Origin of the sequence: Streptomyces sp. NPDC088732 (genome assembly GCF_044751205.1) — a bacterium.
Classification (GTDB): domain Bacteria; phylum Actinomycetota; class Actinomycetes; order Streptomycetales; family Streptomycetaceae; genus Actinacidiphila.
Window position 1 is genome coordinate 27,469 of the sequence record NZ_JBIVLI010000019.1, and the last position, 26,548, is coordinate 54,016.

A 26,548-nucleotide genomic window follows, 5' to 3' on the forward strand; every position below is an offset into this window, starting at 1 on the left:
GCTCGCACGGGGGTCGGACACGACCCCCGTGCGAGCACGGGTCACTGCGGGTGCCGGACGAAGCGGCGGGCGGGGGCGGGGCTCAGAAGGCCTCGACCGCTGCCATGACCTCCTGCTCGCCGTCCTTGTCCTCGGGGGCCTTCGCGGCCGGGCCGCCGCGCAGCGGGATCTCCTTGACGAAGAACGCGAGGACGAAGCCGACGACGCTGAGCGCCGCGCCCCACAGGAAGACGGAGTGCGTACCGCTGGCGACCGCGTGGAGGTACGCGTCCCGTACCGCCTCGGGCAGCTTGGCCAGGCTCTTCGGGTCCATCTGGCCGGACCCGCCGCCGACCGCCGCCCCGGCGTTGCCCAACCGGGCGGTCATGGTGTCCTGCAGCTTGTCCACGAAAATCGAGCCGAAAAGCGCGACACCGAAGGAACCGCCGATGGTGCGGAACAGGGTGGAGGACGAGGAGCCGACGCCGATGTCCTTCATCTCGACGCTGTTCTGCGCGATCAGCATGGTGATCTGCATCAGGAAGCCCATGCCGGCGCCGAGCACGGCCATCCACACGCCGGAGACGAAGCGGGAGGTACCGGTGTCCATGGTCGACAGGAGCAGGAGCCCGGCGGTGATCAGGGCGCCGCCGATGATCGGGAAGATCTTGTACTTGCCGGTCTGCGTGGTGACCCGGCCCGCGATGAGCGAGACCACCATCATCGACAGCAGCATCGGCAGGAGCAGCAGGCCGGAGTTGGTCGCCGAGGCGCCCTGGACGGTCTGCTGGTACAGCGGCAGGAAGGTGAGCGCGCCGAACATCACGAAGCCGACCAGGAAGCCGATCACCGAGATCAGCGAGAAGTTGCGGCTGTGGAAGATGTGCAGCGGCATCACGGGCTCCGCCGCGCGGGTCTCGGCGAACAGGAAGGCGGCGAGCGCGACCAGGCCGAGCGCGAGCAGTCCGAAGATCTGGACGGACGCCCAGGGGTACTCCTTGCCGCCCCAGGTGGTCAGCAGGACGAGCGAGGTGATGCTGATGGTGAGCAGGATCGCGCCGAGGTAGTCGATGCGGGCCTGGACCCGCTTCTTCGGCAGGTGCAGCACCGCGGAGATCACGAAGAGCGCGACCACACCGAGCGGCAGGTTGATGTAGAAGCTCCAGCGCCAGCCCCAGTTGTCGGTGATGCTGCCGCCGACCAGCGGGCCGCCGATCATGGCGACCGCCATGACGCCGGCCATCATGCCCTGGTACTTGCCGCGCTCGCGGGGCGGGATCAGGTCACCGATGATCGCCATGACGCCGACGATCAGGCCGCCGGCGCCCAGGCCCTGGATGGCGCGGAAGGCGATCAGCTGGCCCATGTCCTGCGCCATGCCGGAGAGCGCCGAGCCGATCAGGAAGAGCACGATCGACGCCATGAAGATGCCCTTGCGGCCGTACATGTCGCCGAGCTTGCCCCAGATGGGCGTCGACGCGGCCGTCGCAAGGGTGTAAGCGGTGACCACCCACGACAGGTGCTCCAGGCCGCCCAGTTCGCCGACGATGGTGGGCATCGCCGTGCCGACGATCATGTTGTCGAGCATCGCGAGCAGCATCGCGATCATCAGCCCGAACAACACCACACGCACGCTGCGCTGCGGTGCCTCGGCGGTGTCCGCCATTACAAGCTCCCCTACTTGTCACGCATTTGCCGTGAGTTGCTTACCTGCCGCCCGGCTAGTTGCCCCGGGCATCCTGAATGTAAGCCGCTTACTAGCCGGGCGTCAAGTAAGTTAAAGTTCGCCCATGGCCACGCCGCACACGCGCAGAGGTGATACGCGCCGTCGCATCCAGGACGTCGCGCTCGAGCTGTTCGCCCAGCAGGGGTACGAGAAGACGTCGCTGCGCGAGATCGCCGAGCACCTCGACGTCACCAAGGCGGCGCTGTACTACCACTTCAAGACCAAGGAAGACATCCTCATCAGCATCGTGGAGGACCTGACCTCCCCGGTCGACGAGCTGATCGAGTGGGCGGCCGGCCAGCCCCGCACCCTGGAGACCAAGCAGGAGGTGCTGCGGCGCTACAGCGAGGCGCTGTGGGTCTCGGGGCCGCTCTTCCGCTTCATCCAGGAGAACCAGGCCACGGTCCGCGACCTCAGCATCGGCGAGGCCTTCAAGTCCAAGCTGTTCGCCGTGCACGCGCTGCTGCGCGACCCCGAGGCGCCGCTGACCGACCAGGTCCGCTCGATCACCGCCGTCTTCGCCATGCACGCGGGCATGTTCACGATGCAGAACATCGAGGGCGACCCCGAGGAGAAGCGCGCAGCCGTCCTCGAGGTCGCCCAGGGGCTCATCGCCGAGACCTACCGGGGTGACCGGGGGCAGGGCGGAGCGGGTGAAGCGGATGAAGCAGGTGATCCGGAAGAGGGATCACGGGAGGGTCAGACCGAGACGCCCTCGGCCCGAAGGAACGGCAGCGGGCTCACCGACGAGCCGTAGTACGGGGTCGTACGGATCTCGAAGTGCAGGTGCGGGCCGGTGCTGTTGCCGGTGTTGCCGGACAGGGCGATCTGCTCGCCGGTGTTCACGTGCTCGCCGACGCGCACCTGGATCTTCGACAGGTGGCCGTACTGCGAGTACGTGTTGTCGGCGTGGCGGATGACGATGTTGTTGCCGTACGCGCCGCCCCAGCCCGCCGTCACGACGGTGCCGCTGTGCACGGCGTGCACGTCGGTGCCGATGGCGACGGCGAAGTCCTGGCCGGAGTGCTTGTGCGCCCAGTGGGCGCCGTCCTTCATGTAGCCGGCCGAGAGCTGGTAGTGCTTGACCGGGGTCATCCAGGCCGCGGAGAGCCGCTGCTCCTGGTGCGCGGCGTGCAGCACGGTGCGCTGGTGTTCGGCCTTGTTCGCCACGGCGGCGCGCTGCTGGCCGTCGGCCTGGGCCCGGGTGGCCTCCGCCAGCTTGCCGGCCGCGCCCGTCCCCAGCAGCCCCGCGTCCTGGGTCCCGGCTGCCATGGCCGTGCCCGCTGCGCCGAGCGCCAGCGACGCCACGACGCCGGCGGTCACGACGGCGCCGCGGCCGCGGATGACGGAGTTGGAGAAGTTGGGCTTGAGCATGCAATTACCTCGCGGAAATAGCCGGAAAAGTCCTCGCGGTTGTCGGCCGCGAGTCACAGGTAACCCGGTATTCCTGGCGGGGACAAACCCCCGCATCCACTATTCCGCATAGTAGGCATTTCCCCGGATGCGGCCCCGACCCCTGCCCCACCGGGCCGCACTCCTCTAATGACCTTCGTACGTGTCCCAGGTCACGTGGGTCAGGTCACCGCCCGCGGGACCAAAGGAAATGGCCCCCGGGGGACGAAAGGCCGCCCCTGGGGACCAAAGTCCTGTGGCCCGCGCCACGCATCGGGAAAAGCCGTCACAGCCTTTCTTCGGCGGAATTCAGCCCGGCAAGGACAATGGCCGTGCGGCCGTCCGCGACCGACCGGAAGCGCGACGGGACCACCGAGGCGTCCAGGGACCAGCGCTGCGCGGGGCGGCTGTCGCGCGGCGCGAGGACGACCCCAGCCCCCTGTTCCGCACCGTCGGGCGCCACGGCCAGCTGCTGGTTCCAGCGCGGCACGAGGTCGCCGGTGAGCGTCAGGTCGTAGCGCACGTCCTCGGCGCCGGTGACGAACGAGGCGGTGCACAGCCCCAGTTCGAGCGCCGCGCCCCGGTGCGAGTTGAGGCAGTACGAGGGCTCGGCGACGCTGCGCAGCAGCCCGTCCCGTTCGTACGTCCAGAACTGGGTGGCCGCGGAGTCGCACACCGCGGTGCGCGCCGTCGTGCCCAGGACCGTCCCGCGCCCGGTCAGGTCGACGCACAGGTCGCTGCCCTGGTTGCGCAGCCGCCCCCGCAGCCCCCCGCCCGGCACCGGGTCGGCGGTGACGGCGCCGGAGCCCGGCGCCCTGGCCGGCTCCGAGGGCGAGGCGGGGACCGAGAGGGAGGCGGAGGCGGGGAAGGACGCGCCCGGGAAGACGCCCGCCGAGGCCCGGTCGTCGGTGCCGCCGTCCGAGAGGAGCCCGGCGATACCGGCGACTGCCGACACGAGCAGGACGACCCCGCCGACCCCCAGGGCCGCCGCGCCGGCCGCTCCCGGCCGCCGGCGCAGCAGCCCGCCGGCCTTCCGGCGCCGGCCTCCGTGCCGGGGCCCCGACGGGCCGCCGGGGCGGCCGCCCGCCGCGGCCGCGGCATCGTTGTCACGCGCCGCACGGCGCGCGGGGCGGGAGTCGAGATAGGTCCGTGCCTCCCAGACCAGCACCGCCTCGGCGATCAGCGTGCCCAAACGCTCGCCGGAGTGGTCGAGTTGCTCGGCGGCGTAGCGGCAGTGGTCGCACTTGGCGATGTGGCGCTGCAGATCGGGCACGAGCCCGGCGCCGCCCCGGTGGACGGAGATGTCGAGCAGCCGGCTGAACTGCAGGCAGCTCTCGTACGGGGCCAGGTCGCGGTGGGCCTGGACACAGGCCTCACGGAAGCGGGTGCGCGCGAGCTCCAGTTGCCCGGCGGCCTTCTCCTGGCCGACGCCGAGCAGGGCGGCCGGCACGGCGAGGGTCTCCGCGTCGACCTCGACGTGCCAGAGCAGGCAGCGGGCCGGTTCGGGGAGCCGCTGGAACGCCCGGTGGACCAGCCGGCGGTTGTCCGGGACGGCCAGGCGCGGATCGGTCTGGTCGCCGCGCAGCCGCAGCCCGCGGTGGAGCGAGGCGCGCCGGCGGTCGGTGGCCCATTCCTCCGCGATGCGGTGGACGGTGACCAGGAGCTCCGGGCGCCATGCGGCCGACGGCCCGGTCAGCCGCAGCGTGTCGACGAAGACCCGGGTGAAGGCGGCCGACGCGAGGATGCCCGCCGTGTGCCCGGAGACGGCGCACAACTCCGCGTACTCGAAGACCGGCCGCCAATGGCGGGCCAGCAACTCCTCGAAGGGCTGGTGGACGGCTGGTTTTCCCGAGAAGTTTCTGAGCTCCACCGACAGGGCCTCGTCCGGAACGTCGAACAAATGGCCGGGGTGCGGGGAATTCGAGGAGAACGAATCCTTCAACGAGCGTTTCCTTCCGCGTTCGCCGCACGGGGAAAAGTACGAACCATTCCACCGGCGGGCACGCAGCTACGTGGGGGGACGCGGGACCGGGGCACCGGGAGGTGTGCTCTCTCCCTTCGCCTGGATCGGCTCATCGGGAATGCCTGCGGGAATGACGGCGCGACACCGGCCCACGGAGAAGGAAGACAGAAGGATTCCCGCGCGCGAGCAGGGCTCACCTTTCCATAAATCAGACGAGCACAACAAGGGTGGGTTCATCGGGAACACAAATGAGCCGGCCCCGCCCGTACTTGTGTACGGACGGGGCCGGCCCCGGTGTTCTACGGCGCGCTTACGCGTCCTTGCTCAGGTTCGGGCCCGAGCCGCCGCTGCCGGCCGCCTCGACCGGCGGGGCGTCGGCGACGGCCACCTTCTCCTCACCGCGGAAGGTGAACTTGATGTTCTCGCCCTCGCCCTCGGTGCCCACGACCACGATGTGACCGGTGCGCAGCTCACCGAAGAGGATCTTCTCGGAGAGCACGTCCTCGATCTCGCGCTGGATCGTCCGGCGCAGCGGACGGGCACCCAGCACGGGGTCGTAGCCGCGCTTGGCGAGCAGGGACTTGGCCTCGGGGCTGAGCTCGATGCCCATGTCCTTGTCCTTGAGGCGCTCGTCCACCCGGGCGATCATGAGGTCGACGATCTGGATGATGTCTTCCTCGCTGAGCTGGTGGAAGACCACGATGTCGTCGACACGGTTCAGGAACTCGGGGCGGAAGTGCTGCTTGAGCTCCTCGCCGACCTTGGCCTTCATCCGCTCGTACCCGGTCTTGACGTCACCCGCGGCCGCGAAGCCGAGGTTGAAGCCCTTGGAGATGTCCCGGGTGCCGAGGTTGGTGGTCATGATGATGACCGTGTTCTTGAAGTCCACGACCCGGCCCTGGGAGTCGGTCAGCCGACCGTCCTCCAGGATCTGCAGCAGGCTGTTGAAGATGTCCGGGTGGGCCTTCTCGACCTCGTCGAAGAGGACGACGGAGAACGGCTTGCGGCGCACCTTCTCGGTGAGCTGGCCGCCCTCCTCGTAGCCGACGTATCCGGGCGGGGAGCCGAACAGCCGCGAGACGGTGTGCTTCTCGCTGAACTCGGACATGTCGAGCTGGATCAGCGCGTCCTCGTCGCCGAAGAGGAACTCGGCGAGCGTCTTGGAGAGCTCGGTCTTACCGACACCGGACGGGCCGGCGAAGATGAACGAGCCACCGGGGCGCTTGGGGTCCTTCAGGCCGGCCCGCGTACGGCGGATCGCCTGCGACAGGGCCTTGATCGCGTCCTTCTGGCCGATGACGCGCTTGTGCAGCTCGTCCTCCATGCGCAGCAGACGCGAGGACTCCTCCTCGGTGAGCTTGAAGACCGGGATGCCCGTGGCGGTGGCCAGGACCTCGGCGATCAGCTCCTCGTCGACCTCGGCGACGACGTCCATGTCGCCGGCCTTCCACTCCTTCTCGCGCTTGGTCTTGCCGGCAAGGAGCTGCTTCTCCTTGTCGCGCAGCGAGGCGGCCTTCTCAAAGTCCTGCGAGTCGATCGCGGACTCCTTCTCCCGGCGCACGTCGGCGATCTTCTCGTCGAACTCGCGCAGGTCCGGCGGAGCGGTCATCCGGCGGATGCGCATCCGGGAGCCGGCCTCGTCGATCAGGTCGATCGCCTTGTCCGGCAGGAAGCGGTCCGAGATGTAGCGGTCGGCGAGGGTCGCCGCGGCCACCAGGGCGGCGTCCGTGATGGACACGCGGTGGTGGGCCTCGTAGCGGTCCCGCAGGCCCTTGAGGATCTCGATGGTGTGCGGCAGCGACGGCTCCGCGACCTGGATGGGCTGGAAGCGGCGCTCCAGGGCCGCGTCCTTCTCCAGGTGCTTGCGGTACTCGTCGAGCGTGGTGGCGCCGATGGTCTGCAGCTCACCGCGGGCGAGCATCGGCTTGAGGATCGAGGCGGCGTCGATCGCGCCCTCGGCGGCACCCGCACCCACCAGGGTGTGGAGCTCGTCGATGAACAGGATGATGTCGCCGCGGGTGCGGATCTCCTTGAGCACCTTCTTCAGGCGCTCCTCGAAGTCACCGCGGTAGCGGGAGCCGGCGACCAGGGCGCCGAGGTCCAGCGTGTAGAGCTGCTTGTCCTTCAGCGTCTCGGGGACCTCGCCCTTGACGATGGCCTGGGCCAGGCCCTCGACGACGGCGGTCTTGCCGACGCCGGGCTCGCCGATGAGGACGGGGTTGTTCTTGGTACGGCGCGACAGCACCTGCATCACGCGCTCGATCTCCTTCTCGCGCCCGATCACCGGGTCGAGCTTGGTCTCACGAGCGGCCTGGGTGAGGTTGCGGCCGAACTGGTCCAGGACGAGCGAGGTCGAGGGGGTGCCCTCGGCGGGACCGCCGGCGGTGGCGGCCTCCTTGCCCTGGTAGCCGGAGAGCAGCTGGATGACCTGCTGCCGCACCCGGTTCAGATCGGCGCCCAGCTTCACGAGGACCTGGGCGGCGACACCCTCACCCTCGCGGATCAGGCCGAGCAGGATGTGCTCCGTGCCGATGTAGTTGTGGCCGAGCTGGAGGGCCTCACGGAGCGACAGCTCCAGGACCTTCTTGGCCCGGGGGGTGAAGGGGATGTGACCGGAAGGGGCCTGCTGGCCCTGACCGATGATCTCCTCGACCTGCTGGCGGACCGCCTCGAGCGAAATCCCGAGGCTCTCCAGGGCCTTAGCGGCGACACCCTCACCCTCGTGGATAAGGCCCAGGAGGATGTGCTCGGTGCCGATGTAGTTGTGGTTGAGCATCCGGGCTTCTTCCTGAGCCAGGACGACAACCCGCCGCGCGCGGTCGGTGAACCTCTCGAACATCGTTAATCGCTCCTCAGAGCGGTCGGGCAGTTAGGGGCGTGTCCCCTCCCTGTCCTTCCGCATGCTAGTCCCGCACAGCGGGGCAGCTCACTTCAACCGTCGACACCTCGCGAGGTCGTTTACCCCCCGCGCCGTCGACAACAGCCACAACTTGATGGTGCGAGACGATGTTCCCGCAGGCCAGGCGGATAGCCCTTTGTCCAGTACGCCGAGGGCGAACGCCCCGCCTGTCCGACACGACCGTCGTCCCTTCCCACTAGGTATTTTCTTACCCGCTCCCACCGACAGTCCATGCGAGAAGCGCGCCCGCTGTCTGCTACAGGCGAACAGGCTTGCGTCCGGGGAATTCACGGACAGTGACGGATACCGGCACCCGGGTACTCCTGGTGACGGCCCTCGTAACCGTGGCCGGGTCCGCGGCGTTGCGCACGTCATGCAGGGCTTGCGAGGCACGGACACGGCGGACACGCCGGGCACAGCGGTCACCACGGGCATGGACGCCCTCGACGTGCCCGCGGCGGCCGGGTACGAGGTGCTGGACCGCTTCCCGGCCCCGCGGACCGGGCCCGTGGCCCTGGAGGGGCCGCGCATGCGGTTCTACGTGGCCGCGGGCGGCGCCGCGGAACTGCCCGGGCTGCTGGACTGGCTGGAGTGGACCGGCGTCCCGCTGGACCTGGTGCCGCTCCAGGAGGACGAGGCGGGCGAGGCGCCCGCGCGGCCCGGAGCGGCCGCCGCCCCGCGGAACGACGGCGCGCCCGTGTGGCTGCGTCCGCCCGCCAGGGGCGGGCACAGCCACACGGGCGCGCCGCACTTGCCCGCCATGACGGTCGCGGGCTGCCCGGCCGACGGGGGACCCGTCGGCCTGGTGGCCCTGGTGTCCGCGCTGGCGAACGCCTGCCACCGGGTCCGGCTGCGCACCGGCCGGACCGGTCAGCCGTGCTCCTTCTCGTACGCCTCGCGGATCTGCGCCGGGACGCGGCCGCGGTCGTTGACCTCGTAGCCCGCTTCCTTGGCCCAGGCACGGATCTTCGCGGTGTCCTGGCTCGCCGAGCCGCCGCGGGAGGCGGCCTTCACGGTGCGGCCGCGGCCCGCACGGCCACCGGTGCGCCGGCCGCCGTCCACGTAGGGGCCCAGCAGGCCGCGGAGCTTGTCGGCGTTGTCGGTGGTGAGATCGATCTCGTAAGTCACTCCATCGAGTGCGAACGTCACGGTCTCATCCGCCTCGCCGCCGTCGAGGTCGTCAACAAGAAGGACCTGAACCTTCTGTGCCACCGGCTTCCCTTTCATCGAATACGGATAACCGGTAAAAGCAAACCGCCTTTTCCCGGAAAACTCAAACCCCTTGCCCGAACTGCTCCGGCCCATCACCCCGCACACGGTCTTCCGCCGGGGAACGTATCGGACATACTGTTGTCCCGGAGGCGGCCGCGGAGCGGCGTCAGAGATGCAACAGCATCCGGCTGTTGCCCAAGGTGTTCGGTTTCACTCGTTCGAGGTCGAGGAACTCGGCCACGCCCTCGTCCTTTGACCGCAGCAGCTCCCCGAAGACATCGCCGTCGACCGGCGTCTGACCGATCTGCACGAAGCCGTGCTTCACGAAGAAGTCCACTTCGAAGGTGAGGCAGAAAATTCTCCGCACTCCCAGCCAACGCGCGGTCTGCAGCAGCTTCTCCAGTACGAGATGCCCGATGCCGTTGCCGTGGTGGACCGGGTCGACCGCCAGAGTGCGCACCTCGGCGAGGTCCTCCCACATGACGTGGAGCGCCCCGCAGGCCACGACCTCGGCGTCCTGGTCGCGTTCGGCGACCCAGAACTCCTGGATGTCCTCGTAAAGCGTGACGGTCGGCTTGTCCAGGAGGATGCGGTCCCGGACATAGGCATCGAGCAGTCGCCGGACGGCCGGCACATCACCTGTGCGCGCCCGGCGGATGGTGACGTCATTTGAAGCGACGGGCATGTGCGGACGCTATCGTCCGCCCGATCCCGGTGTCCCGCCGGGGTCGGCGTGTTCTGCGGGTTGAGCGGGTTGAGCGGGTTCAGCGGATTGGACGACGCGCATTGCGTCGCGGAGCGCTTCTCGCTGTTCCGCCGACATCATCCCGAAGAAGGCGACAAGAGCGGCCGCCGGGTTGTCACTCGCGGCCCACGCCTCGTGCATCAGCGCGGCGGAGTAAGCGGCACGCGTGGAAACCGCCTCATAGCGATAGGCGCGCCCTTCGGCTTCCCGGCGCAGCCAGCCCTTCTGATGGAGGTTGTCCATTACGGTCATGACCGTCGTGTACGCGATGGAGCGCTCCTGACGCAGATCTTCGAGCACTTCGCGTACCGTCACCGGGCGGTTCCAGCGCCACACCCGTGTCATGACGGCGTCTTCGAGGTCTCCCAGAGGACGGGGCACACCCGAATACTAGTGGCAATCGGGCGGAATGCCCCGGAACGCCGGAGAACCCCGGGGATCAGACCCGGGGTTCGGCGCCGCCCGGCCGGGGGGCCGGAGCGGCGGCGTTCGCGGAGAGCGCGGCGTCGACCACCGCGTCCTCCTTGGCCTTGTTGGCCCCGCCCTGGCTCTTGATCAGCGTCCTGATGAGGAAGGTGAACGCGATGGCCATCACGGCGGGGGGCACGAGCGCGGAGACGTAGTCCATGCGACCAGAGTAGCCACGCCCCCGCGCGGCCCCGGCGCCCGGTCGGCCCGGGCGGCCCGGCCGGCCCTGAGGAACCGGGTCAGCCCGTGGCGAGCTGCTCCGGCGGCCGGGGCGGGGTGCGCCGGCGCGGCGGGAAGATCTCCGCCGGGGTGGGCACCTTGCGCTTGGGCTCCTCGTGCTCGGGGCTGCCGGGATCGGCCGGCGGCGTTCTCGGGTCCGGCCGCGGCGCCGGCTTCGGTTCCCGGCCCCCACCGCGTTCCGCGGGGTCGTCGGCGGCGGTCCGGCCGCCGGGCAGGGCACGCAGCCTGGTGCGCCCCGGGCGCGCCGTGACGGGCGGCGCGGCAGGCGCCGGGATGCGGGCCGCGAGCCGGGCGCGGACGTCCAGCTCCGCGAGGTGCTCGCAGCGGCGCAGTACGCCGTACCGGCGGTGCGTCTCGGCCGCGGAGGACGGATGGGTGCGCAGCATGCGCAGCGCCGCAAGGTCGTCCGGCACGGGGACGTAGCCCGTGTCGAGCGCACCGGTCAGCCGTTCGAGGTAGCCGGCCGCGCTGCCGGGCAGCGCCGCCCGGTAGCGGGCGAGCTCCGCGAGCAGGAAGGTGCGCAGCCGCCCGGCCTCCCGGGCCGCCTCGTCCACGTCCTCGACAAGACGCAGATACTCCCGCACATCGTCGGGCGTGGGGGTCGTGGTGCTGGACTGGAGGGCCGCTGAGAGGGCGCGCCGGAGCACGCGCAGTTCATCCGCGCTGAACGCCATTCCGCCTCGGGACCCGTGTGGCGTGGGCATGCACTGACTTTACGTACTAAGCGGACAAAATACGCGTAACCAGATATGCCCGGGCGCGCCGTGCCGGCGGCCGCCAGACAGCCCGCCCCGTGCCCGCCGGGCGCCCGTCAGATCCGGTCGGATGCCCGTCAGGGCGCCTGGACGTTGCGCTCGTAGACCAGGCGCAGCCCGATGAGCGTCAGCCACGGCTCGTGGACGTCGATGGCCGCCGACTCGCCCAGCACCAGGGGCGCCAGGCCGCCGGTGGCGATGACGGTGACGTCGTCGGGGTCGTCCGCCAGCTCCCGGGCCATCCGCTCGGTCACGCCGTCCACCTGGCCCGCGAAGCCGTACAGGATGCCGGACTGCATCGCCTCGATGGTGTTCTTGCCGATGACACTGCGCGGCCGGGTCAGCTCGACCTTGCGCAGCTGCGCGCCCCGCGCCCCGAGCGCGTCCACCGAGATCTCGATGCCGGGGGCGATGGCACCGCCCGCGTACTCGCCGCGCGCGGTGACCGCGTCGAACGTGGTGGCCGTGCCGAAGTCCACGACGATGCACGGGCCGCCGTACAGGTGCACGGCGGCCAGCGAGTTGATGATCCGGTCGGAGCCGACCTCCTTCGGGTTGTCGGCCAGCACCGGGACCCCGGTCTTCACCCCGGGCTCCACGAGGACCGCGGGGACGTCGCCGTAGTAGCGGCGGGTCACCTCGCGCAGCTCGTGCAGCACGGAGGGCACCGTCGAGCAGATCGCGATGCCGTGGATGTTGTCGCCGAGCTCCTCGCCGAGCAGGGGGTGCATGCCCATCAGGCCCTGCATCAGCACCGCCAGCTCGTCCGCCGTACGGCGCGGGTCGGTGGAGACCCGCCAGTGCTCGACGATCTCGTCCCCGTCGAACAGCCCCAGCACGGTGTGGGTGTTGCCGACGTCGATGGTGAGAAGCATCAGCCCCACTCCGGCCCTTCGCCCTCGGCGCGCAGGTCGAGGCCGATGTCGAGGATCGGCGAGGAGTGGGTCAGGGCGCCCACCGCCAGGTAGTCCACACCGGTCTCGGCGTAGGCCCGGGCGGTCTCCAGGGTGATCCGGCCCGAGGACTCCAGCGCGGCGCGGCCGGCGACCAGCGCGACGGCCTCCTCGGTCTCGGCGGGGGTGAAGTTGTCCAGCAGGATCAGGTCCGCGCCGGCCTCCAGGACCTCGCGGACCTGGTGCAGGGTGTCGGCCTCGACCTCGACGGCCAGCTCCGGGAACGCGTCCCGCACGGCCTTGAAGGCGGCCGCGACGCCGCCCGCGGCGACCACGTGGTTGTCCTTGACCAGCGCCGCGTCCGACAGCGACATGCGGTGGTTGACGCCGCCGCCGCAGCGCACCGCGTACTTCTCCAGCGCGCGCAGGCCCGGGGTGGTCTTGCGGGTGTCGCGCACCCGGGTCTTCGTGCCCTCCAGCAGGTCCGCCCAGCGGCGGGTCGTGGTGGCGATGCCCGACAGGCGGCACAGCAGGTTGAGCGCGCTGCGCTCCGCGGTCAGCAGGTCCCTCGTCCGGCTGCGGACGGAGAGCAGCACCTCGCCGGCCTCGACCCGGTCGCCGTCCTCGACGTGCCGTTCCACCTCGAACTCGTCGTCGCACACCACGGACAGGATCGCCTCGGCGACCCGCAGCCCGGCCACCACGCCCGCCTCACGGGCGGTGAAGTCGCCGGTGGCGAAGGCGTCCTCGGGGATCGTGGCGACGGTGGTGACGTCCACCCCGCCGTCCAGGTCCTCCTCGATCGCCATGTGCGCGATGTCCTCGACCAGCACCGGGTCCAGGCCGGACTCCGCCAGCAGCTGGGCCAGGCCCGGGTCGAGGCCGCACTCGTGGGGGTCGTACCCGTGCTCGTCGCCGGCGCCGCAGCCGCAGCCGTCACCGCAGCCACCGCCCCCGCCGCCGCTCGGGCCGCCGATCTGCAGGAGGGGGTGCTCGGGCGTGCTCATCGCTGCTGCTCCGTTCCAGGGCGGGTCGGGTGGGCTCCCCCGGGCCGGGGGCCGGGGGCGAAGTCCGCTGTGTCGGTGGTGCGGATGGTGAGAGTAGCGGGTGCGGCGGGCACCGCCCCGCCCGGCCGGAGGCCGCGGGAGGCGGGCGGGTCGAGGGTGGCGACGATGTGCCGCCGCCAGGCGGCGTCGTCCCGCTCCGGCCGGTCCTCGCGCCAGTGGCAGCCGCGGGTCTCCTCACGGCGCCGGGCGGCCTCGACGAGCACCCGGGAGACCAGGCAGAGGTTGGACGCCTCCCAGGTCTCCACGCAGGGCTCGGCGGTCTTGCCGTCGCGCTCCAGCAGCTCGGCGGCGTCGGCGTACATCCGGTGCAGCGCCCCGGCCGCCTCCTCCAGGCTGGCGGCGCTGCGCAGCACGCCCGCCCCGCGCGTCATGATCCGCTGGATCGCGTACCGCGCCTCGGAGGGCAGCAGCGGGAAGCGGCTCGGGGCCGGGATCACCGGGGCGCCGGGGTCCGCCGGGCGGGCGGCGATGTCGGCGGCGATCCGCTCGGCGAAGACCAGCCCTTCGAGCAGGGAGTTCGACGCCAGCCGGTTGGCGCCGTGCACACCGGTGCAGGCGACCTCGCCGCAGGCGTACAGGCCCGGCACGGTCGTACGGCCGTGCAGGTCGGTGCGGACGCCGCCGGAGGCGTAGTGCGCGGCCGGGGCGACCGGGATCGGCTCGGTCACCGGGTCGATGCCGTGGGCGCGGCAGGCGGCCAGGATCGTGGGGAAGCGCTTGCTCCACATCTCGGCCCCGAAATGGCGGCCGTCCAGGAACATGTGGTCGGCGCCGGTCTCCTGCATCCTGCGCGTGATGCCCTTGGCGACGATGTCCCGCGGGGCCAGCTCGGCCAGCTCGTGCTGCCCCAGCATGAAGCGCACGCCGTCGGCGTCCACGAGGTGGGCGCCCTCGCCGCGCACCGCCTCGGAGACCAGCGGCTGCTGGCCCTCGGCGTCCGTGCCGAGGAAGAGCACCGTCGGATGGAACTGCACGAACTCCAGGTCCGACACCTCCGCCCCGGCGCGCAGCGCCAGCGCCACGCCGTCACCGGTCGACACCGCGGGGTTGGTCGTCGCGGAGAACACCTGGCCCATGCCGCCGGTGGCCAGCACCACGGCCCGGGCCCGGACCGAGCCGACCCCGTCGCGCTGCCCCGCGCCCATGACGTGCAGGCTCACCCCCGCGGTGTTGCCGTCGGCGTCGGTGAGCAGATCCAGGACCAGCGCGTTCTCGATGAACTCGATCCTGGCCTCGCGTACGGCCTCGATCAGGGCCCGGGAGATCTCCGCGCCCGTCGCGTCGCCGCCCGCGTGCGCGATGCGGCGGCGGTGGTGGCCGCCCTCGCGGGTCAGCAGAACCTCGCCGGTGGTCTCGCTGGTGTCGAAGTGCGCGCCCGTCGCCATCAGCCGGCGCACCGCGTCGGGGCCCTCGGTGACCAGGACGCGGACCGCCTCCTCGTCGCACAGCCCGGCGCCCGCCACCAACGTGTCGTCCAGGTGCTGCGCCGGGGTGTCGCCCTCGCCGAGGGCCGCGGCGATGCCGCCCTGGGCCCAGCGGGTGGAACCGTCGTCGAGGTGGGCCTTGGTCACGACGGTGACCCTGGCCCCCTGCGCGGCGCAGCGCAGCGCGACCGTCAGCCCGGCGACGCCGGAGCCGACCACCACCACGTCGGCCTCGTGCGCCCAGCCGGGCGCGGGGGCGAGCAGCCGTATGCCGGTGGAGCTCACAGGGCGCCTCCGAAGTCGAGTGGCAGGTTGTCGATCAGTCGCGTCGCGCCGACCCGGGCGGCGACGGCGAGCACCGCCGGCCCGGTGTGGTCCGGGGCCGCCTCGGAGAAGTCGCGGGGGTCGGCGAGGGCCAGGTAGTCCACGCCCACGCCCTGTTCCCCGTCCAGGACCGCCCGGGCGGCGGCCCGTACGGCCTCCGGCCCCCGCCCGGCGGCGTCACGGCCGGCGAACAGGGCGCGGGACAGCACCAAAGCGGTGCGGCGCTCCCCTTCCGAGAGGTAGCGGTTGCGGCTGGACAGGGCCAGGCCGTCCGGCTCGCGCACGGTGGGGACACCGGCGATCTCGACGGGGAAGTTCAGGTCGGTGGCCATGCGCCGGATCAGGGCGAGCTGCTGGGCGTCCTTCTGGCCGTAGAAGGCGATGTCGGGCCGGGTCAGGTGGAGCAGCTTGGCGACGACGGTGAGCATCCCGTCGAAGTGGCCGGGGCGGGAGGCGCCCTCGTAGCGCTCGCCCATCGGCCCGGCGCTGATCCGCACCTGGGGCTGCCCGCCGGGGTACACCTCGTCCGCCGAGGGGGCGAACACCACGTCCGCGCCCGCCTGTTCGGCGACCTTCAGGTCGGCGTCGAGGGTGCGCGGGTAGCGGTCGAAGTCCTCGTTCGGGCCGAACTGGAGCGGGTTGACGAAGACGGTGACGACCACGGTGCCGTCGCCGACCCGTTCGCGGGCGGTACGGACCAGGGTCGCGTGGCCCTCGTGCAGGGCGCCCATCGTCATCACCACGCCCGTGGCGCCGGACCGGCCGCCGACGGCCGCCCTCAGCTCGCGCGCGGTGTGGACCAGTTCCGTCATCGCTCTCCCCGATCCCCGCCGCCGGCCGCACCGGGCCCGCCGGTTCCGTCCGTTCCGCCGGTGCCGCCGGTTCCGTCGGCGAGGACGCCGAGCAGCGCCTCGGCGAACTCCGCCTTCAGCATGCCGCCGGCCAGCGCCCGGTCCGCGGTGGCGCGGGCCATCGCGAGATAGGAGGCCGCCATCTCCGGCGCGTGGACGCGCAGTTCGGCCAGATGGGCGGCGACCGTACCGGCGTCGCCGCGGGCCACGGGGCCGGTCAGCGCGGCGTCGCCGGAGCGCAGGGCGTTGTCGAGGGCGGCGCCGAGCAGCGGGCCGAGCATCCGGCCGGGCTCGGCGACGCCGGAGGCGCGCAGCAGTTCCATGGACTGCGCGACCAGGGTGACCAGGTGGTTGGCGCCGATGGCCAGGCCCGCGTGGTAGAGCGGCCGGGCCGACTCCTCGATCCACTCGGGCTCGCCGCCCATCTCGATGACCAGCGCCTCGGCGGCCATCCGCAGCTCCTGCGGGGCCGTGACGCCGAAGGAGCAGCCGGCCAGCCGCTGCACGTCGACAGAGGTGCCGGTGAAGGTCATCGCCGGGTGCAGCGCGAGCGGCAGCGCGCCCGCGCGCAGGGCGGGGGCCAGGACGCCCGTGCCGTACCGGCCGGAGGTGTGCACCAGCAGCTGGCCCGGCCGGACCGCCCCGGTCCCGGCGAGCCCCGTCACCAGGTCCGGCAGCGCGTCGTCAGGCACGGTCAGCAGCACCAGGTCGGCGCGGGCCAGCACCTCGGCGGGCTCCACCAGCGGCACGTCGGGCAGCAGCGCGGCGGCCCGGCGGCGCGAGGCGTCGGAGACACCGGACGCGGCGACGGGGCGGTGCCCCGCCATCCGCAGCGCGGCCGCGAGCGCGGGACCGACCCGCCCCGCGCCGACGACGCCGACCGTGAGCCGCGCGGGGCGGGCCTCCACGTCGGGGGGCAGGGGCCCCGGGGAGTGCGATGCGTTCACGCTGGCTTGCCTTCCGTTCCAGTCCTCGCGGGGGTACCGGACGTTCTCGTCAATGCTACGCGAATGTTCCCCGGCTCCCTCCGGCACGGCAGGATCGGGGCATGACCTCTGTGGACGACGAGAAGGCGCGGCGGATCGCCGCCGTCAACGCCAGCGACCGGGTGCTGTCGCACGGCAAGTACCCCACGATGCGGGAGCGGCTGACCCGGCTGGCGGCCCGGGACGGGCTGGACGCACCCACCGACATGTACGGCGACGGCGTCGTCGCCGAGGTGGAGCAGCGGGTGGCCCGGCTGCTCGGCACCGAGGAGGCGGTCTGGTTCCCGACCGGCACCATGGCCCAGCAGGTCGCGCTGCGCTGCTGGGCGGGCCGCACCGGCAACCCCACCGTCGCCCTGCACCCGCTGGCCCACCCCGAACGGCACGAGCGCGGCGCGCTGTCGGCGCTCAGCGGGCTGCGGACCGTGCACCCGACCACCGCGCGGCGGCTGCCGGACGCCCAGGAGATACGCGAGCTGGACGAGCCCTTCGGCACGCTCATGCTGGAACTGCCGCTGCGCGACGCCGGTTTCGTCCTGCCCTCCTGGGAGGACCTGACGGCGGTCGTGGAGGCCGCGCGCGAGCGCGACGCGGTCGTCCACTTCGACGGCGCCCGGCTGTGGGAGTGCCCGCCGCACTTCGGGAAGCCGCTGGAGGAGATCGCGGGCCTGGCCGACAGCGTCTACGTCTCGTTCTACAAGTCGCTCGGCGGTGTCGCGGGCGCCGCCCTGGCGGCCCCGTCCGACCTGGCCGCCGAGTTCCGCGCCTGGCGCCACCGCTACGGCGGGCTGCTGTTCCAGCAGTGGCCCACCGTCCTGGCCGCGCTGGACGGCCTGGACCGCGAACTGCCCCGGCTGCCGGAGTACGTGGCCCATGCCAAGACCGTCGCGGCGGCCCTGCGCCGGAGCCTGGCGCAGGCCGGCTGGTCCCAGGTGCACCCGGACGTGCCGCACACCCACCAGTTCCAGGTCTGGCTCGCCGAGGCGCCCGAGGTGCTCAACGAGGCGGGCGTGCGGCAGGCGGAGCAGACCCGCACCGCGCTCTTCGGCCGCTGGTCGGCCGGCGAGGCACCGGGGACGGCCATGACCGAGGTGACGGTCGCCGCCTCGGCCCTGGAGTGGGACGCGGAGGACGTCGCCGGCGCCGTGGACGACTTCCTCGGCTTCGTGCGCGAGGTCCGCAAGGACTCCTAGGGCCGGCTTCGACCCGGAGGGCAGATCCCGCGGCTCCCCCAGGTGCGGTGCGCCGCAAGGCGCAGCCGCTCGGACGATGCGGGCGGCTCTCCCCGGCGGAAAGCCGGGGAAGTACCCGCCGGGGGGCGCCTCCCAACGGTCGGACCCGGCCCTGGCGCGCCGCCAGTGGCCGAGGCCCGGCGCCCGCAGGCCGACGATCTTGCCGGCCTCGTCGGCGCGATGGTCGGCGCGGCCGGACCGCTCGGACGATGCGGGCGACTCCCCCGGTCCTTGGGAGCGCCGAGCTGTCGAACCCGGCCCTAGCGGGCCGCCGCCGCGGCGACCCGCTCGACGACGGGCCGCCAGTGGCCGAGGCCCGGCGCCCGCAAGCCGACGATCTTGCCGGCGTCGTCGGCGCGGCGCAGGGCGACCGCCGCCTCGAAGTCGGGGGCGGCCTCGAAGGCGGCGGCCTCCCCCGGCGTCATCGGGCCGCCCTGGCAGCCCAGGGTGCGGGCGCTCTCCGGGGAGAGGGCGAGGGCGGCGTCGGTGGCCGCCAGGTAGCGCTTTGCCGGGATGTGGAGGGCGACCAGACGGGCCACCCGCTCGCCGAGGAGGCCGGCGACGGCCGCGGCGGCGTGCTCGCCGTGGCCGGCCTCGTCCCCGGGGTACAGGTAGTGCCCGATGTCGTGGACGAGACCGGCGACCTGGAGTTCCTCGTCGCCGGGGTGGCGCTCGGCGAGGACGGCGGCGACCTGGAGGCCGTGGTCGAGGATGTCCACCGGGTCGCCGGAGCGGTCCGGGGTGTCCCAGGCGTCCTCGCAGTCGGCCAGCAGTGCCATGAGCCCGTCGACGGAGGACGGCGTGTGATCCCGGTTCATGGCCGTCACGCTGCCCCAGCGATCCGTCCGGCGGGTGTACGCCGGACGTCCGCCCGGTATCACCCGATCCGCCGCATGCCGGGCAGGGGGCTACCCTGCGCCGCCGCCGGCCTTGACGAGGCCGGTCTCGTAGGCCAGGACGACGGCCTGCACGCGGTCGCGCAGGCCGAGCTTGGTGAGGATGCGGCCGACGTGCGTCTTCACGGTCGCCTCGCTGAGCACCAGCTTCGCGGCGATCTCCCCGTTGGACAGGCCCTGGGCGACCAGCAGCAGCACCTCGCGCTCGCGGTCGGTCAGCCGGTCCAGCTCCTTGTGGGTCGGCTGCGACACGCTCGGCAGCAGGGGCGTGAAGCGGTCCAGCAGGCGGCGGGTGGTGCTGGGCGCGACGACCGCGTCGCCGCTGTGGACGGCCCGGATGGCGGCCAGCAGTTCGTCCGGCGGGACGTCCTTGAGCATGAAGCCGCTGGCGCCCGCCTTGAGCGCGGAGAAGGCGTACTCGTCGAGGTCGAAGGTGGTCAGGATCAGCACGCGCGGGCCGTCGCCGGGCTCCCGGCCACGGGGCGCGGTGCCGTCGGCGGCACCGCAGATCAGCCGGGTCGCCTCCACGCCGTCGAGCCTGGGCATGCGGACGTCCATCAGCACGACGTCCACCGCGGTGGAGCGCAGCGTCTCCACGGCCTCCGCGCCGTCACCCGCCTCGGCGACGACCTCCATGTCGGGCTGGGCCTGCAGCACCATGCGGAAGCCGGTGCGCAGCAACACCTGGTCGTCGACGAGCATCACGCGGATCGCCATGGGTAGCGGTGCCTCTTTCCCTGGGTCGGGTCGTGTCGGGTTGTCTCGGGTTGTCGGGTCCTGCGCCGGCCGGCCCGGCACGCCGCCGCTACCGCGCGGCCTTCACGGGCAGCACCGCGCTGATCCGGAAGCCGCCGCCGGGCCGCGGGCCGGCGTCGAGGGTGCCGGCGACCATGCCGACCCGTTCCCGCATGCCGATCAGGCCCTGGCCCTGCCCGTCCTCGCCGCCCGACTCGTACAGCTCCTGCTGGGCGCCGCGTCCGTCGTCCTCGATCAGCAGGGCCAGTTCGCTGTCGCGGAAGGTGAGCCGCACATTGGCCCGCACGTCCGGGCCGCCGTGCTTGCGGGTGTTGGTCAGGGCCTCCTGGACGATCCGGTACGCGGTCAGCTCCACGCCGCTGGCCAGCGGGCGCGAGTCGCCCTCGACCTCGAAGACCACCGGCAGTCCGGCGCCGCGCACCTGCTCCACGAGGTCGCCGAGCTGGTCGACACCGGGCTGCGGGACGTACTCGCCGCCGGCGGCGTCCCCGGTGCGCAGGAGGCCCAGCAGCCGGCGCATCTCGGTGAGCGCCTGGCGGCCGGTGCTGGAGATGGTCTCCAGGGCCTGCTTGGCCTGCTCGGGCGAGGCGTCCAGCACATAGGCCGCGCCGTCGGCCTGGACGACCATGACCGACACATTGTGCGCGACGACGTCGTGCAGCTCCCGGGCGATGCGGGCGCGTTCGGCCGCGACCGCGGCCTTCGACTGGGCCTCGCGTTCGCGCTGGAGGCGGGCGGCCCGCTCCTCCAGCTCCGCGTAGTAGGCGCGCCGGGTGCGCAGGCTGTCGCCGATGACCCAGGCCAGCGCGAAGGGGATGGCCACGAAGACCGCCCCGACGATCTGCGCCCAGCCGCTCTGGCGGTCGTCGGGCCAGCGCACCGACGCGATGGGCGAGGCCAGGAGGCCGCCGACCAGGGCCAGCCGGGACGCCCAGAGCGCGCTGTTGGCGGCGACGGTGTAGATGATCACGAGCATGGCGAAGTCGCCCGGGTTCACCCGGACATCGGCCACCAGCTGCGCGACGCCGACCACGATCGTCAGCAGCAGCATCCGCTCCGGTGCCCGGCGGCGCAGCGCGACCACCAGGGACAGCGCCAGCGACAGCGGGATGGCCGCGGCCCGCGTGTCCGGTGCGAGGTCCCCCGCCGCCATCCACAGGCTCGACAACCCGAGCAGGGCGACGGCCCAGAAGGTGTCGACCCATGTCGGGTGCCGGCGGAGGAAGTCGTAGAGACGCTGCACGTAACCCAGCGTAGGCACGCCGCACGTGTGCGGGAGTCAACCGGCAGAGCGATCCCGGGTACTCCGCAGGTTGGACGTGGGGCCGTCGGGGAGGAGGAATCGGGCGCGGGGTGCGGGACCGGTCAGCCGGCCCGGCGGTGGCTGCGCGTGCCGTTGCGGGACCGCTTCTCGATGTACATGCGCTGGTCGGCGGAGTGCAGCACCTCGTCGGCGGTCATCCCGCAGCCCGCCCAGCCGATGCCGAAGCTCGCCCCGACCCGGACCGCCCGGCCCTCGAAGCGGATCGGGGGGATGATCGCGTTCCGCAGCCGCACGGCGAGGTCCTCGGCGTCCTCGCGGCCCAGGCCGTCGGCGAGGACGACGAACTCGTCGCCACCGAGCCTGGCAACGGTGTCACCATCGCGTACGGCGCTCGTGAGCCGGCGGGCGACCTCGATGAGGACGGCGTCGCCGGTGTGGTGGCCGAACCGGTCGTTGATCGACTTGAAGCCGTCGAGGTCGCAGAAGAGCACCGCGAGGCCCTTGCCGCCCTCGGGGTCGTCGGCAGGCGGGACCGTGTGCGTGTGGTGGTCGTAGCCGGCCAGCGGGGGCACGCCGCCCTCGATCGGGTCGAAGCCGTAGCTGTACGCGAACTCGTCGCCCGCGTCCGCGGCGGTGTGGCCGTCGGCGTCCGGGGCCTGCGGCCGGGAGCAGATCCTGCCGGACAGCCGGGCACGCAGTTCCGCGCTGTTGGGCAGGCCGGTGAGCGAGTCGTGGCTGGCGCGGTGGGCGAGGGCCAGTTCGCGGCCCTTGCGCTCCTCGATGTCCTCGACGTGGGTGAGCAGGAAGCGGGGGCCGTCAGCGGTGTCGGCGACGACGGAGTTGCGCAGGCTCACCCACAGGTAGGAGCCGTCGCGGCGCTGCAGCCGCAGCTCGGCGCGGCCGCCCTCGGCGCTGGTGCGCAGCAGGACGCCGACGTCCTCGGGGTGGACGAGGTCGGCGAAGGAGTGGCGGCGCAGCACGGCCGCGGGGCGGCCGAGCAGCCGGCACAGCGCGTCGTTGGTCCGCACGAGCTTGCCGTGCTGGTCCCCGCCCATCTCGGCGACGGCCATGCCGCTGGGGGCGTACTCGAAGGCCTGCCGGAAGCTCTCCTCGCTGGCGCGCAGGGCCTGCTGCTCGCGCTCCAGGCGGACCAGCGCGCGTTGCATATTTGCACGTAGACGCGCGTTGCTGATGGCGATGGCGGCCTGGAAGGCGTACATCTGCAGCGCCTCGCGGCCCCAGGGGCCGGGGCGGCGGCCGCCCACCGGGCGGTCCACGGAGATCACGCCGATCAGTTCGCCGGCCCCGGAGGGATTGGCGTACATCGGGGCGAGCAGCCGGTCCTCGGGGTGCCATTCGTCGGGGAAGCGGGGCAACGGCCCGTCGCCGGGCCAGCTGGGGACGTCGTCGCCGTCCAGCACCCAGCCCTCGTGGTGGGGTATGAAGCGCAGCGCGCCCCAGTGCTCGCCCATGCTCAGCCGGCGCTCCCACGAGGCGCGCGAGCCCACGCGTCCGGCCATCAGGGCCTCGGCGGCGGCGCTCCCGGCGACGGCGGCGACCACCAGGTCGCTGTCCGGGCGGACCAGGTTGACCACAGCCAGCTCGAAGCCCAGCCCCTTGACCACCCCGTCGGCGACGGCCTGCAGGGTGTCGGCGAGACTGCGCCCGGTGTTGAGGTCCGCCACCACCTGGTGCACCTGGCGCAGGGTCGCGAGGCGGACATACGGCTCCGACTCGGTGTCCATGCGCTCTCCCGGGCCCTCGACGACAACTCCTGAGACTGCTTGTGGTCCGTTGTGGTCCGATTCCCACCGCAACTGAATCACAGCGAGCACCACGACCGGTACACAGGGTCAACAATTCATGTCACCTGTGACTCAAGTCACAGATGATTGTCGTGTTCCGATCACGCAGCGTAGAGCCCGCCGGGGGGCGCCTCACCCATTGAACACAAGCGGCCAGGTGAGCGGGGGTCGGACGGCGGAATCGCGGTCCGGGGGGAGGTCCTAGGACCAGGCTCGATCCCAAGTCCGATGCGGGTCCGGCGTCCGTACGGCTAGCGTCGTGGCGTGCCACAGTCAATCACCTCCCCGCCCGTGATCCCGCATCCTGGGACCGTGCCCGACGGTTCCGAGCCAGAGCCCCCGGCCGTGGACGGCGAAGCCTTCCGCGCCGCGATGAGCCGACTCGCCGCGGGTGTCGTCCTCGTGACCGCGCACGACCCCGAGGACGGCCCGAACGGCGAGGACGTCGGCATGACCGCGACCGCCTTCGTCTCGGTCTCCCTGGACCCGCCGATGGTGCTGGTGAGCCTGCGCGAGAACTCCCGGATGGACGACGTGCTGGAGCGCTGCCCGCGCTGGGCCGTCTCCGTGCTCAGCGAGAGCCAGCGGCACATCGCCGGGCGCTTCGCGATGCGCGGCCGCATCAGCGACCGCCTGCTCTTCGAGGACGTGGCCTACTACCGCGGCGAGGCCTCGGGCGCGCCCGTACTCGGCGGGGCCCTGGCGGTCCTGGAGTGCGAGACCGACCAGCGCGTGACGGCCGGCGACCACACCCTGGTGGTCGGGCGGGTGCTGGCCGCCCGCACGCCCAGCGCCGACGGCGCGCCCCTGGTGTACTTCCGCGGCCGCTACCGGCACCTGAGCTGAGCCAGGGGCCCGCGCGGCTCAGCCCCAGCCCCGCGGGTCGCGCCCGCGCTTGGTCTCGCCGCGCTGCTTCTTCTCCCGCAGCCGCCGCTCGTTGATCCCGCGCGGGATCCTCGTCGGCCGGCGCACCTTCGGCGGCGGCGCGGTGGCCTCGGCGAGCAGCGCCGCGAGACGGGTCAGGGCCGTCTCCCGGTTGCGCCACTGCGAGCGGTGCTCCGAGGCCCGTACGACCACGACACCGCCCACCAGGCGGGAGGCGAGGCGCTCCAGGGCGCGTTCCTTCCACACCGGCGGCAGGCACTCCGTGGCGGCCAGGTCGAAGCGCAGCTCCACCTGGCTGTCGGAGGTGTTCACATGCTGGCCGCCCGGCCCGGACGACCTGGAGAAACGCCACTGGAGCTCGGCCTCCGGGACGGAGACCGAGCCGCGGACGACGAGCGGCAGCGATCCGGACATGCTCCCCATGATCCCGGCAGGGGGCGCCCCCGTCACAGGGTTTTCGCGCCGTTAAGGAACCGTGCGCGCCCCTGACCGCGTTCACCCCGGTGAAGGTAGCGTCAGCGTCGGCACGTACGACCGACATCACGGAGGGGACTCCCATGGCTGTAAGCCTGTCCAAGGGCGGCAACGTCTCGCTCACCAAGGAAGCTCCGGGCCTGACGGCCGTCACGGTCGGCCTGGGCTGGGACGTCCGCACGACGACCGGCACGGACTTCGACCTCGACGCCAGCGCCATCGCGCTCAACACGGGCGGCAAGGTCTACTCCGAGGCCCACTTCGTCTTCTTCAACAACAAGCAGACCCCCGACCAGTCCATCGTCCACACCGGCGACAACCGCACCGGCGAGGGCGCGGGCGACGACGAGGCGATCAACGTCAACCTGGCGGCGCTGCCCGCCGACCTCGAGCGCATCGTCTTCCCGGTCTCCATCTACGACGCCGAGACGCGCACCCAGAACTTCGGCCAGGTCCGCAACGCCTACATCCGCATCATCAACCAGGCCGGCGGCGCCGAGATCGCCCGCTACGACCTGAGCGAGGACGCCGCCACCGAGACCGCCATGGTCTTCGGCGAGCTCTACCGCAGCGGCGCCGAGTGGAAGTTCCGCGCCGTGGGCCAGGGCTACGCCTCGGGTCTGGCGGGCATCGCCACCGACTTCGGCGTCGCTCTCTGAACGACCCCGCCGACAACCGGGCGACTGGTGCCCCGCACGCGACCGGCGTGCGGGGCATGTCCTTGCTCGCACCGCTCGAACCCCTCGCGCCCCGCATCCCCTTGGGCGGCGCCCTGCTCGGCGGGCTGACGGAGCTGTACGCCTCCAACGCCGCCTTCCACCGCGCGAGCGGCGACTTCCCGGACCCGGACCGCGTCACCCCGGACCAGGTCGCCGCGGCCCTCGACGCCGAGCGGGCGCACCCCGCCGCGGAGGTGCTGCTCGCCCGTGGCGCGGCCGACGGCGCCCTGGCGGGCCTCGCCGTCACCCTGGCCGAGCACCCGGACCCGCTCGACCCGTACCCGTGGATCGGCCTGCTGATGGTGCACGGCGGCCGGCAGCGGACGGGCCTGGGCCGGGAGCTCGCCGGACGCGTCGAGGAGCGCCTGCGCGCCGCGGGGCGGGACGGGGTGCGCCTGGCGGTGCTCGAAGGCAACCCCGGCGGGCTCGCCTTCTGGACGGCGCTCGGCTACCGGGTCGTGGACCACCGCGAGGACCGCGAGAGGGGCCGCCCCTGCGCCGTCCTGCACAAGGACCTGCCCGCGGGGCCGGCACGTACCATCGGCGGGTGATCGACCTCGGCTACTCGCTCTCCCGCCGCTTCCCCGACCCGCCGCAGACCGACTACCGCACCGCGGACGTGCGGACCCTGCGCCACGACCTGTTCTGCGGTGACGTCTACCTGGCGGACGTCAAGGCCGACCGCGAACTGTCCACAGCCTGGGGATGGGTCCCGGTCCTGGACTTCGCGTGGGCGCTGTGCGACATCGTCGAGCAGCTGGACCGCGACCCGCTCGGCGGCCGCGCGGCCCGCCCCCAGCACGCGGAACTGGACTTCACGGAGTCGACCGACCGGCTGCGCTTCGAGCGCCGCTTCGGCTGGGTGGACGTCGTCGCCGACTGGGCCCCGGACGAGCCGCCGCTCGCCTTCGCGCACAGCGACCTGCGGCGCGAGGCCCGCGACTTCCTGCACGACCTGGTCGCGGACCTCACCGACCTGCACGACGGCCTGGACGCCAACCCGGCGATCTGGGACCTGCAGGCCCGTTTCCCGCGCGTCTGACCCGTCCACGGATCGCCCGGACGGGCGCATCCGGAGTGCGGCGCCCGGGGGGCCGCCGTCCACTGGGGCCATGGACGACTACCCGTTGCTGAACCTGTTCTGGACCATGCTCCTGATCTTCTGCTGGGTGTTGTGGTTCTTCCTGCTCTTCCGGATCATCGGCGACCTGTTCCGCGACCACTCGCTGAGCGGCTGGGCCAAGGCGGGCTGGATCATCGTCCTCGTCTTCCTGCCGTTCCTCGGTGTGCTGGTCTACGTGATCGCCCGCGGCAAGAGCATGGCCGAACGCGATCAGAAGCAGGTCAAGGAGGCGGACGCGGCGTTCAAGCAGTACGTCCGGGAGGCTGCCGCGAGCGGCGGTGACGGCAGCTCCACCGGTACGGCGGGCACGGCAGGTGCGCACGCGTCCGCCGGGAGCCCGGTCGACCAGCTCGCCAAGCTCGCCGACCTGAAGAGCAACGGGCACATCACCGAGGACGAGTACCAGAAGGCCAAGGCGCGCATCCTCGCGTGACGCGGTTGACCTCAAGCACGGTTGAGGACGAACAGTG

26 protein-coding genes and 1 pseudogene are annotated in these 26,548 nt (G+C 72.4%); 8 read left to right on the forward strand and 19 right to left on the reverse strand.

Features of this window, described 5'->3' with window-relative positions:
* Positions 1–82: 82 nt before the first annotated feature.
* Positions 83–1,645: an MDR family MFS transporter gene (locus ACIP9H_RS29100; RefSeq protein WP_401595753.1), complete on the reverse strand. Its 1,563-nt coding sequence runs from the start codon at positions 1,643–1,645 to the stop codon at positions 83–85.
* Positions 1,646–1,769: 124 nt separating this feature from the next.
* Here ACIP9H_RS29100 and ACIP9H_RS29105 point away from each other — a divergent pair.
* Positions 1,770–2,342 (forward strand): annotated as a pseudogene (locus tag ACIP9H_RS29105) (TetR/AcrR family transcriptional regulator); the annotation flags it as partial.
* Positions 2,343–2,404: 62 nt separating this feature from the next.
* On the opposite strand, the gene ACIP9H_RS29110 reads toward ACIP9H_RS29105, so the two are convergent.
* The 3 genes from ACIP9H_RS29110 to ACIP9H_RS29120 form a co-directional block, all read right to left on the reverse strand.
* Complete coding sequence (locus ACIP9H_RS29110) at positions 2,405–3,079, reverse strand: M23 family metallopeptidase (RefSeq protein WP_401595756.1); 675 nt, start codon at positions 3,077–3,079, stop codon at positions 2,405–2,407.
* A 304-nt stretch (positions 3,080–3,383) separates the two neighbouring features.
* Positions 3,384–5,039, reverse strand: a complete 1,656-nt coding sequence (locus tag ACIP9H_RS29115; protein WP_401595759.1) for a ricin-type beta-trefoil lectin domain protein — start codon at positions 5,037–5,039, stop codon at positions 3,384–3,386.
* Positions 5,040–5,370: 331 nt separating this feature from the next.
* A complete protein-coding gene (locus ACIP9H_RS29120) occupies positions 5,371–7,899 on the reverse strand; it encodes an ATP-dependent Clp protease ATP-binding subunit (protein ID WP_401595762.1) in 2,529 nt (842 codons plus the stop codon).
* Between the two features lie 433 nt (positions 7,900–8,332).
* On the opposite strand from ACIP9H_RS29120, the gene ACIP9H_RS29125 reads away from it, so the two are divergent.
* Positions 8,333–8,899, forward strand: a complete 567-nt coding sequence (locus ACIP9H_RS29125) for an SCO3374 family protein (RefSeq protein ID WP_401961609.1) — start codon at positions 8,333–8,335, stop codon at positions 8,897–8,899.
* On the opposite strand, the gene ACIP9H_RS29130 is transcribed toward ACIP9H_RS29125, so the two are convergent.
* From ACIP9H_RS29130 to ACIP9H_RS29175, 10 genes are all read right to left on the reverse strand, one after another.
* A complete protein-coding gene (locus ACIP9H_RS29130; protein WP_360910298.1) occupies positions 8,830–9,171 on the reverse strand; it encodes an Lsr2 family protein in 342 nt (113 codons plus the stop codon). The two genes, ACIP9H_RS29125 and ACIP9H_RS29130, sit on opposite strands and share 70 nt — an antisense overlap.
* A gap of 166 nt (positions 9,172–9,337) precedes the next feature.
* Positions 9,338–9,856, reverse strand: coding sequence for an amino-acid N-acetyltransferase (locus tag ACIP9H_RS29135; protein WP_401595768.1), 519 nt, complete (start codon positions 9,854–9,856; stop codon positions 9,338–9,340).
* A gap of 9 nt (positions 9,857–9,865) precedes the next feature.
* Complete coding sequence (locus ACIP9H_RS29140) at positions 9,866–10,297, reverse strand: BlaI/MecI/CopY family transcriptional regulator (RefSeq protein ID WP_401595771.1); 432 nt, start codon at positions 10,295–10,297, stop codon at positions 9,866–9,868.
* 58 nt (positions 10,298–10,355) lie between these two features.
* A complete protein-coding gene (locus tag ACIP9H_RS29145; RefSeq protein ID WP_401595774.1) occupies positions 10,356–10,544 on the reverse strand; it encodes a hypothetical protein in 189 nt (62 codons plus the stop codon).
* A 79-nt stretch (positions 10,545–10,623) separates the two neighbouring features.
* Entirely contained in the window at positions 10,624–11,328 is a 705-nt protein-coding gene (locus ACIP9H_RS29150; protein ID WP_401961612.1) for a hypothetical protein, read from the reverse strand.
* A gap of 128 nt (positions 11,329–11,456) precedes the next feature.
* Positions 11,457–12,254 (reverse strand): type III pantothenate kinase, encoded by a 798-nt coding sequence (locus ACIP9H_RS29155; protein ID WP_401595780.1) that lies wholly within the window; start codon positions 12,252–12,254, stop codon positions 11,457–11,459.
* Positions 12,254–13,279, reverse strand: coding sequence for a carboxylating nicotinate-nucleotide diphosphorylase (gene nadC / locus ACIP9H_RS29160; RefSeq protein ID WP_401595783.1), 1,026 nt, complete (start codon positions 13,277–13,279; stop codon positions 12,254–12,256). The genes ACIP9H_RS29155 and nadC overlap by 1 nt, the downstream gene beginning before the upstream one ends.
* The gene (locus tag ACIP9H_RS29165) at positions 13,276–15,048 is read right to left on the reverse strand and encodes an L-aspartate oxidase (RefSeq protein ID WP_401595786.1); all 1,773 of its coding nucleotides are present in this window, start codon (positions 15,046–15,048) and stop codon (positions 13,276–13,278) included. The genes nadC and ACIP9H_RS29165 overlap by 4 nt, the downstream gene beginning before the upstream one ends.
* Positions 15,045–15,899 carry a pantoate--beta-alanine ligase gene (gene panC / locus ACIP9H_RS29170; RefSeq protein ID WP_401595789.1) on the reverse strand — a complete coding sequence of 285 codons (855 nt, stop codon included), beginning with the start codon at positions 15,897–15,899 and terminating at the stop codon, positions 15,045–15,047. The genes ACIP9H_RS29165 and panC overlap by 4 nt, the downstream gene beginning before the upstream one ends.
* Positions 15,896–16,885, reverse strand: a complete 990-nt coding sequence (locus tag ACIP9H_RS29175) for a Rossmann-like and DUF2520 domain-containing protein (protein ID WP_401595792.1) — start codon at positions 16,883–16,885, stop codon at positions 15,896–15,898. Before ACIP9H_RS29175 ends, panC begins: the two co-directional genes overlap by 4 nt.
* Positions 16,886–16,986: 101 nt before the next feature.
* Between ACIP9H_RS29175 and ACIP9H_RS29180 the strand changes: the two genes are divergently transcribed.
* On the forward strand, positions 16,987–18,117 hold the full coding sequence (locus tag ACIP9H_RS29180; protein WP_401595794.1) for a threonine aldolase family protein: 1,131 nt from the start codon (positions 16,987–16,989) through the stop codon (positions 18,115–18,117).
* Between the two features lie 299 nt (positions 18,118–18,416).
* Here ACIP9H_RS29180 and ACIP9H_RS29185 read toward each other — a convergent pair whose 3' ends face one another.
* The 4 genes from ACIP9H_RS29185 to cdgB all read right to left on the reverse strand — a co-directional run bounded on the left by ACIP9H_RS29185 (position 18,417) and on the right by cdgB (position 22,817).
* A complete protein-coding gene (locus tag ACIP9H_RS29185) occupies positions 18,417–18,974 on the reverse strand; it encodes an HD domain-containing protein (RefSeq protein WP_401595797.1) in 558 nt (185 codons plus the stop codon).
* 90 nt (positions 18,975–19,064) lie between these two features.
* Entirely contained in the window at positions 19,065–19,769 is a 705-nt protein-coding gene (locus ACIP9H_RS29190) for a response regulator (protein ID WP_401595799.1), read from the reverse strand.
* 88 nt (positions 19,770–19,857) lie between these two features.
* A complete protein-coding gene (locus ACIP9H_RS29195; protein ID WP_401595802.1) occupies positions 19,858–21,051 on the reverse strand; it encodes a sensor histidine kinase in 1,194 nt (397 codons plus the stop codon).
* Between the two features lie 122 nt (positions 21,052–21,173).
* Positions 21,174–22,817 carry a diguanylate cyclase CdgB gene (cdgB, locus tag ACIP9H_RS29200; RefSeq protein ID WP_401595805.1) on the reverse strand — a complete coding sequence of 548 codons (1,644 nt, stop codon included), beginning with the start codon at positions 22,815–22,817 and terminating at the stop codon, positions 21,174–21,176.
* A 432-nt stretch (positions 22,818–23,249) separates the two neighbouring features.
* On the opposite strand from cdgB, the gene ACIP9H_RS29205 reads away from it, so the two are divergent.
* On the forward strand, positions 23,250–23,723 hold the full coding sequence (locus tag ACIP9H_RS29205) for a flavin reductase family protein (RefSeq protein WP_401595887.1): 474 nt from the start codon (positions 23,250–23,252) through the stop codon (positions 23,721–23,723).
* An 18-nt stretch (positions 23,724–23,741) separates the two neighbouring features.
* On the opposite strand, the gene arfB is transcribed toward ACIP9H_RS29205, so the two are convergent.
* Positions 23,742–24,185: an alternative ribosome rescue aminoacyl-tRNA hydrolase ArfB gene (gene arfB, locus ACIP9H_RS29210; protein ID WP_401595807.1), complete on the reverse strand. Its 444-nt coding sequence runs from the start codon at positions 24,183–24,185 to the stop codon at positions 23,742–23,744.
* 134 nt (positions 24,186–24,319) lie between these two features.
* Here arfB and ACIP9H_RS29215 point away from each other — a divergent pair, with 134 nt between their 5' ends.
* The 4 genes from ACIP9H_RS29215 to ACIP9H_RS29230 all read left to right on the forward strand — a co-directional run bounded on the left by ACIP9H_RS29215 (position 24,320) and on the right by ACIP9H_RS29230 (position 26,511).
* A complete protein-coding gene (locus tag ACIP9H_RS29215; RefSeq protein ID WP_401595810.1) occupies positions 24,320–24,895 on the forward strand; it encodes a TerD family protein in 576 nt (191 codons plus the stop codon).
* Between the two features lie 56 nt (positions 24,896–24,951).
* Positions 24,952–25,506, forward strand: a complete 555-nt coding sequence (locus ACIP9H_RS29220; RefSeq protein WP_401595813.1) for a GNAT family N-acetyltransferase — start codon at positions 24,952–24,954, stop codon at positions 25,504–25,506.
* Positions 25,503–25,997: a hypothetical protein gene (locus ACIP9H_RS29225; protein ID WP_401595815.1), complete on the forward strand. Its 495-nt coding sequence runs from the start codon at positions 25,503–25,505 to the stop codon at positions 25,995–25,997. Before ACIP9H_RS29220 ends, ACIP9H_RS29225 begins: the two co-directional genes overlap by 4 nt.
* 70 nt (positions 25,998–26,067) lie before the next feature.
* Complete coding sequence (locus ACIP9H_RS29230) at positions 26,068–26,511, forward strand: SHOCT domain-containing protein (RefSeq protein WP_401595817.1); 444 nt, start codon at positions 26,068–26,070, stop codon at positions 26,509–26,511.
* The last annotated feature ends 37 nt before the right edge of the window (positions 26,512–26,548 follow it).

Excerpts from the sequence above, each read along its gene's own strand:
- ACIP9H_RS29100 (WP_401595753.1), bottom strand. The coding sequence starts at position 1,645 with ATGGCGGACACCGCCGAGGCACCGCAGCGCAGCGTGCGTGTGGTGTTG.
- ACIP9H_RS29110 (WP_401595756.1), bottom strand. The coding sequence starts at position 3,079 with ATGCTCAAGCCCAACTTCTCCAACTCCGTCATCCGCGGCCGCGGCGCC.
- ACIP9H_RS29120 (WP_401595762.1), bottom strand. The coding sequence starts at position 7,899 with ATGTTCGAGAGGTTCACCGACCGCGCGCGGCGGGTTGTCGTCCTGGCT.
- ACIP9H_RS29125 (WP_401961609.1), top strand. The coding sequence starts at position 8,333 with ATGCAGGGCTTGCGAGGCACGGACACGGCGGACACGCCGGGCACAGCG.
- ACIP9H_RS29135 (WP_401595768.1), bottom strand. The coding sequence starts at position 9,856 with ATGCCCGTCGCTTCAAATGACGTCACCATCCGCCGGGCGCGCACAGGT.
- ACIP9H_RS29145 (WP_401595774.1), bottom strand. The coding sequence starts at position 10,544 with ATGGACTACGTCTCCGCGCTCGTGCCCCCCGCCGTGATGGCCATCGCG.
- ACIP9H_RS29150 (WP_401961612.1), bottom strand. The coding sequence starts at position 11,328 with ATGCCCACGCCACACGGGTCCCGAGGCGGAATGGCGTTCAGCGCGGAT.
- ACIP9H_RS29155 (WP_401595780.1), bottom strand. The coding sequence starts at position 12,254 with ATGCTTCTCACCATCGACGTCGGCAACACCCACACCGTGCTGGGGCTG.
- nadC (WP_401595783.1), bottom strand. The coding sequence starts at position 13,279 with ATGAGCACGCCCGAGCACCCCCTCCTGCAGATCGGCGGCCCGAGCGGC.
- panC (WP_401595789.1), bottom strand. The coding sequence starts at position 15,899 with ATGACGGAACTGGTCCACACCGCGCGCGAGCTGAGGGCGGCCGTCGGC.
- ACIP9H_RS29180 (WP_401595794.1), top strand. The coding sequence starts at position 16,987 with ATGACCTCTGTGGACGACGAGAAGGCGCGGCGGATCGCCGCCGTCAAC.
- ACIP9H_RS29185 (WP_401595797.1), bottom strand. The coding sequence starts at position 18,974 with ATGAACCGGGATCACACGCCGTCCTCCGTCGACGGGCTCATGGCACTG.
- ACIP9H_RS29190 (WP_401595799.1), bottom strand. The coding sequence starts at position 19,769 with ATGGCGATCCGCGTGATGCTCGTCGACGACCAGGTGTTGCTGCGCACC.
- cdgB (WP_401595805.1), bottom strand. The coding sequence starts at position 22,817 with ATGGACACCGAGTCGGAGCCGTATGTCCGCCTCGCGACCCTGCGCCAG.
- ACIP9H_RS29205 (WP_401595887.1), top strand. The coding sequence starts at position 23,250 with ATGAGCCGACTCGCCGCGGGTGTCGTCCTCGTGACCGCGCACGACCCC.
- arfB (WP_401595807.1), bottom strand. The coding sequence starts at position 24,185 with ATGGGGAGCATGTCCGGATCGCTGCCGCTCGTCGTCCGCGGCTCGGTC.
- ACIP9H_RS29215 (WP_401595810.1), top strand. The coding sequence starts at position 24,320 with ATGGCTGTAAGCCTGTCCAAGGGCGGCAACGTCTCGCTCACCAAGGAA.
- ACIP9H_RS29220 (WP_401595813.1), top strand. The coding sequence starts at position 24,952 with ATGTCCTTGCTCGCACCGCTCGAACCCCTCGCGCCCCGCATCCCCTTG.
- ACIP9H_RS29230 (WP_401595817.1), top strand. The coding sequence starts at position 26,068 with ATGGACGACTACCCGTTGCTGAACCTGTTCTGGACCATGCTCCTGATC.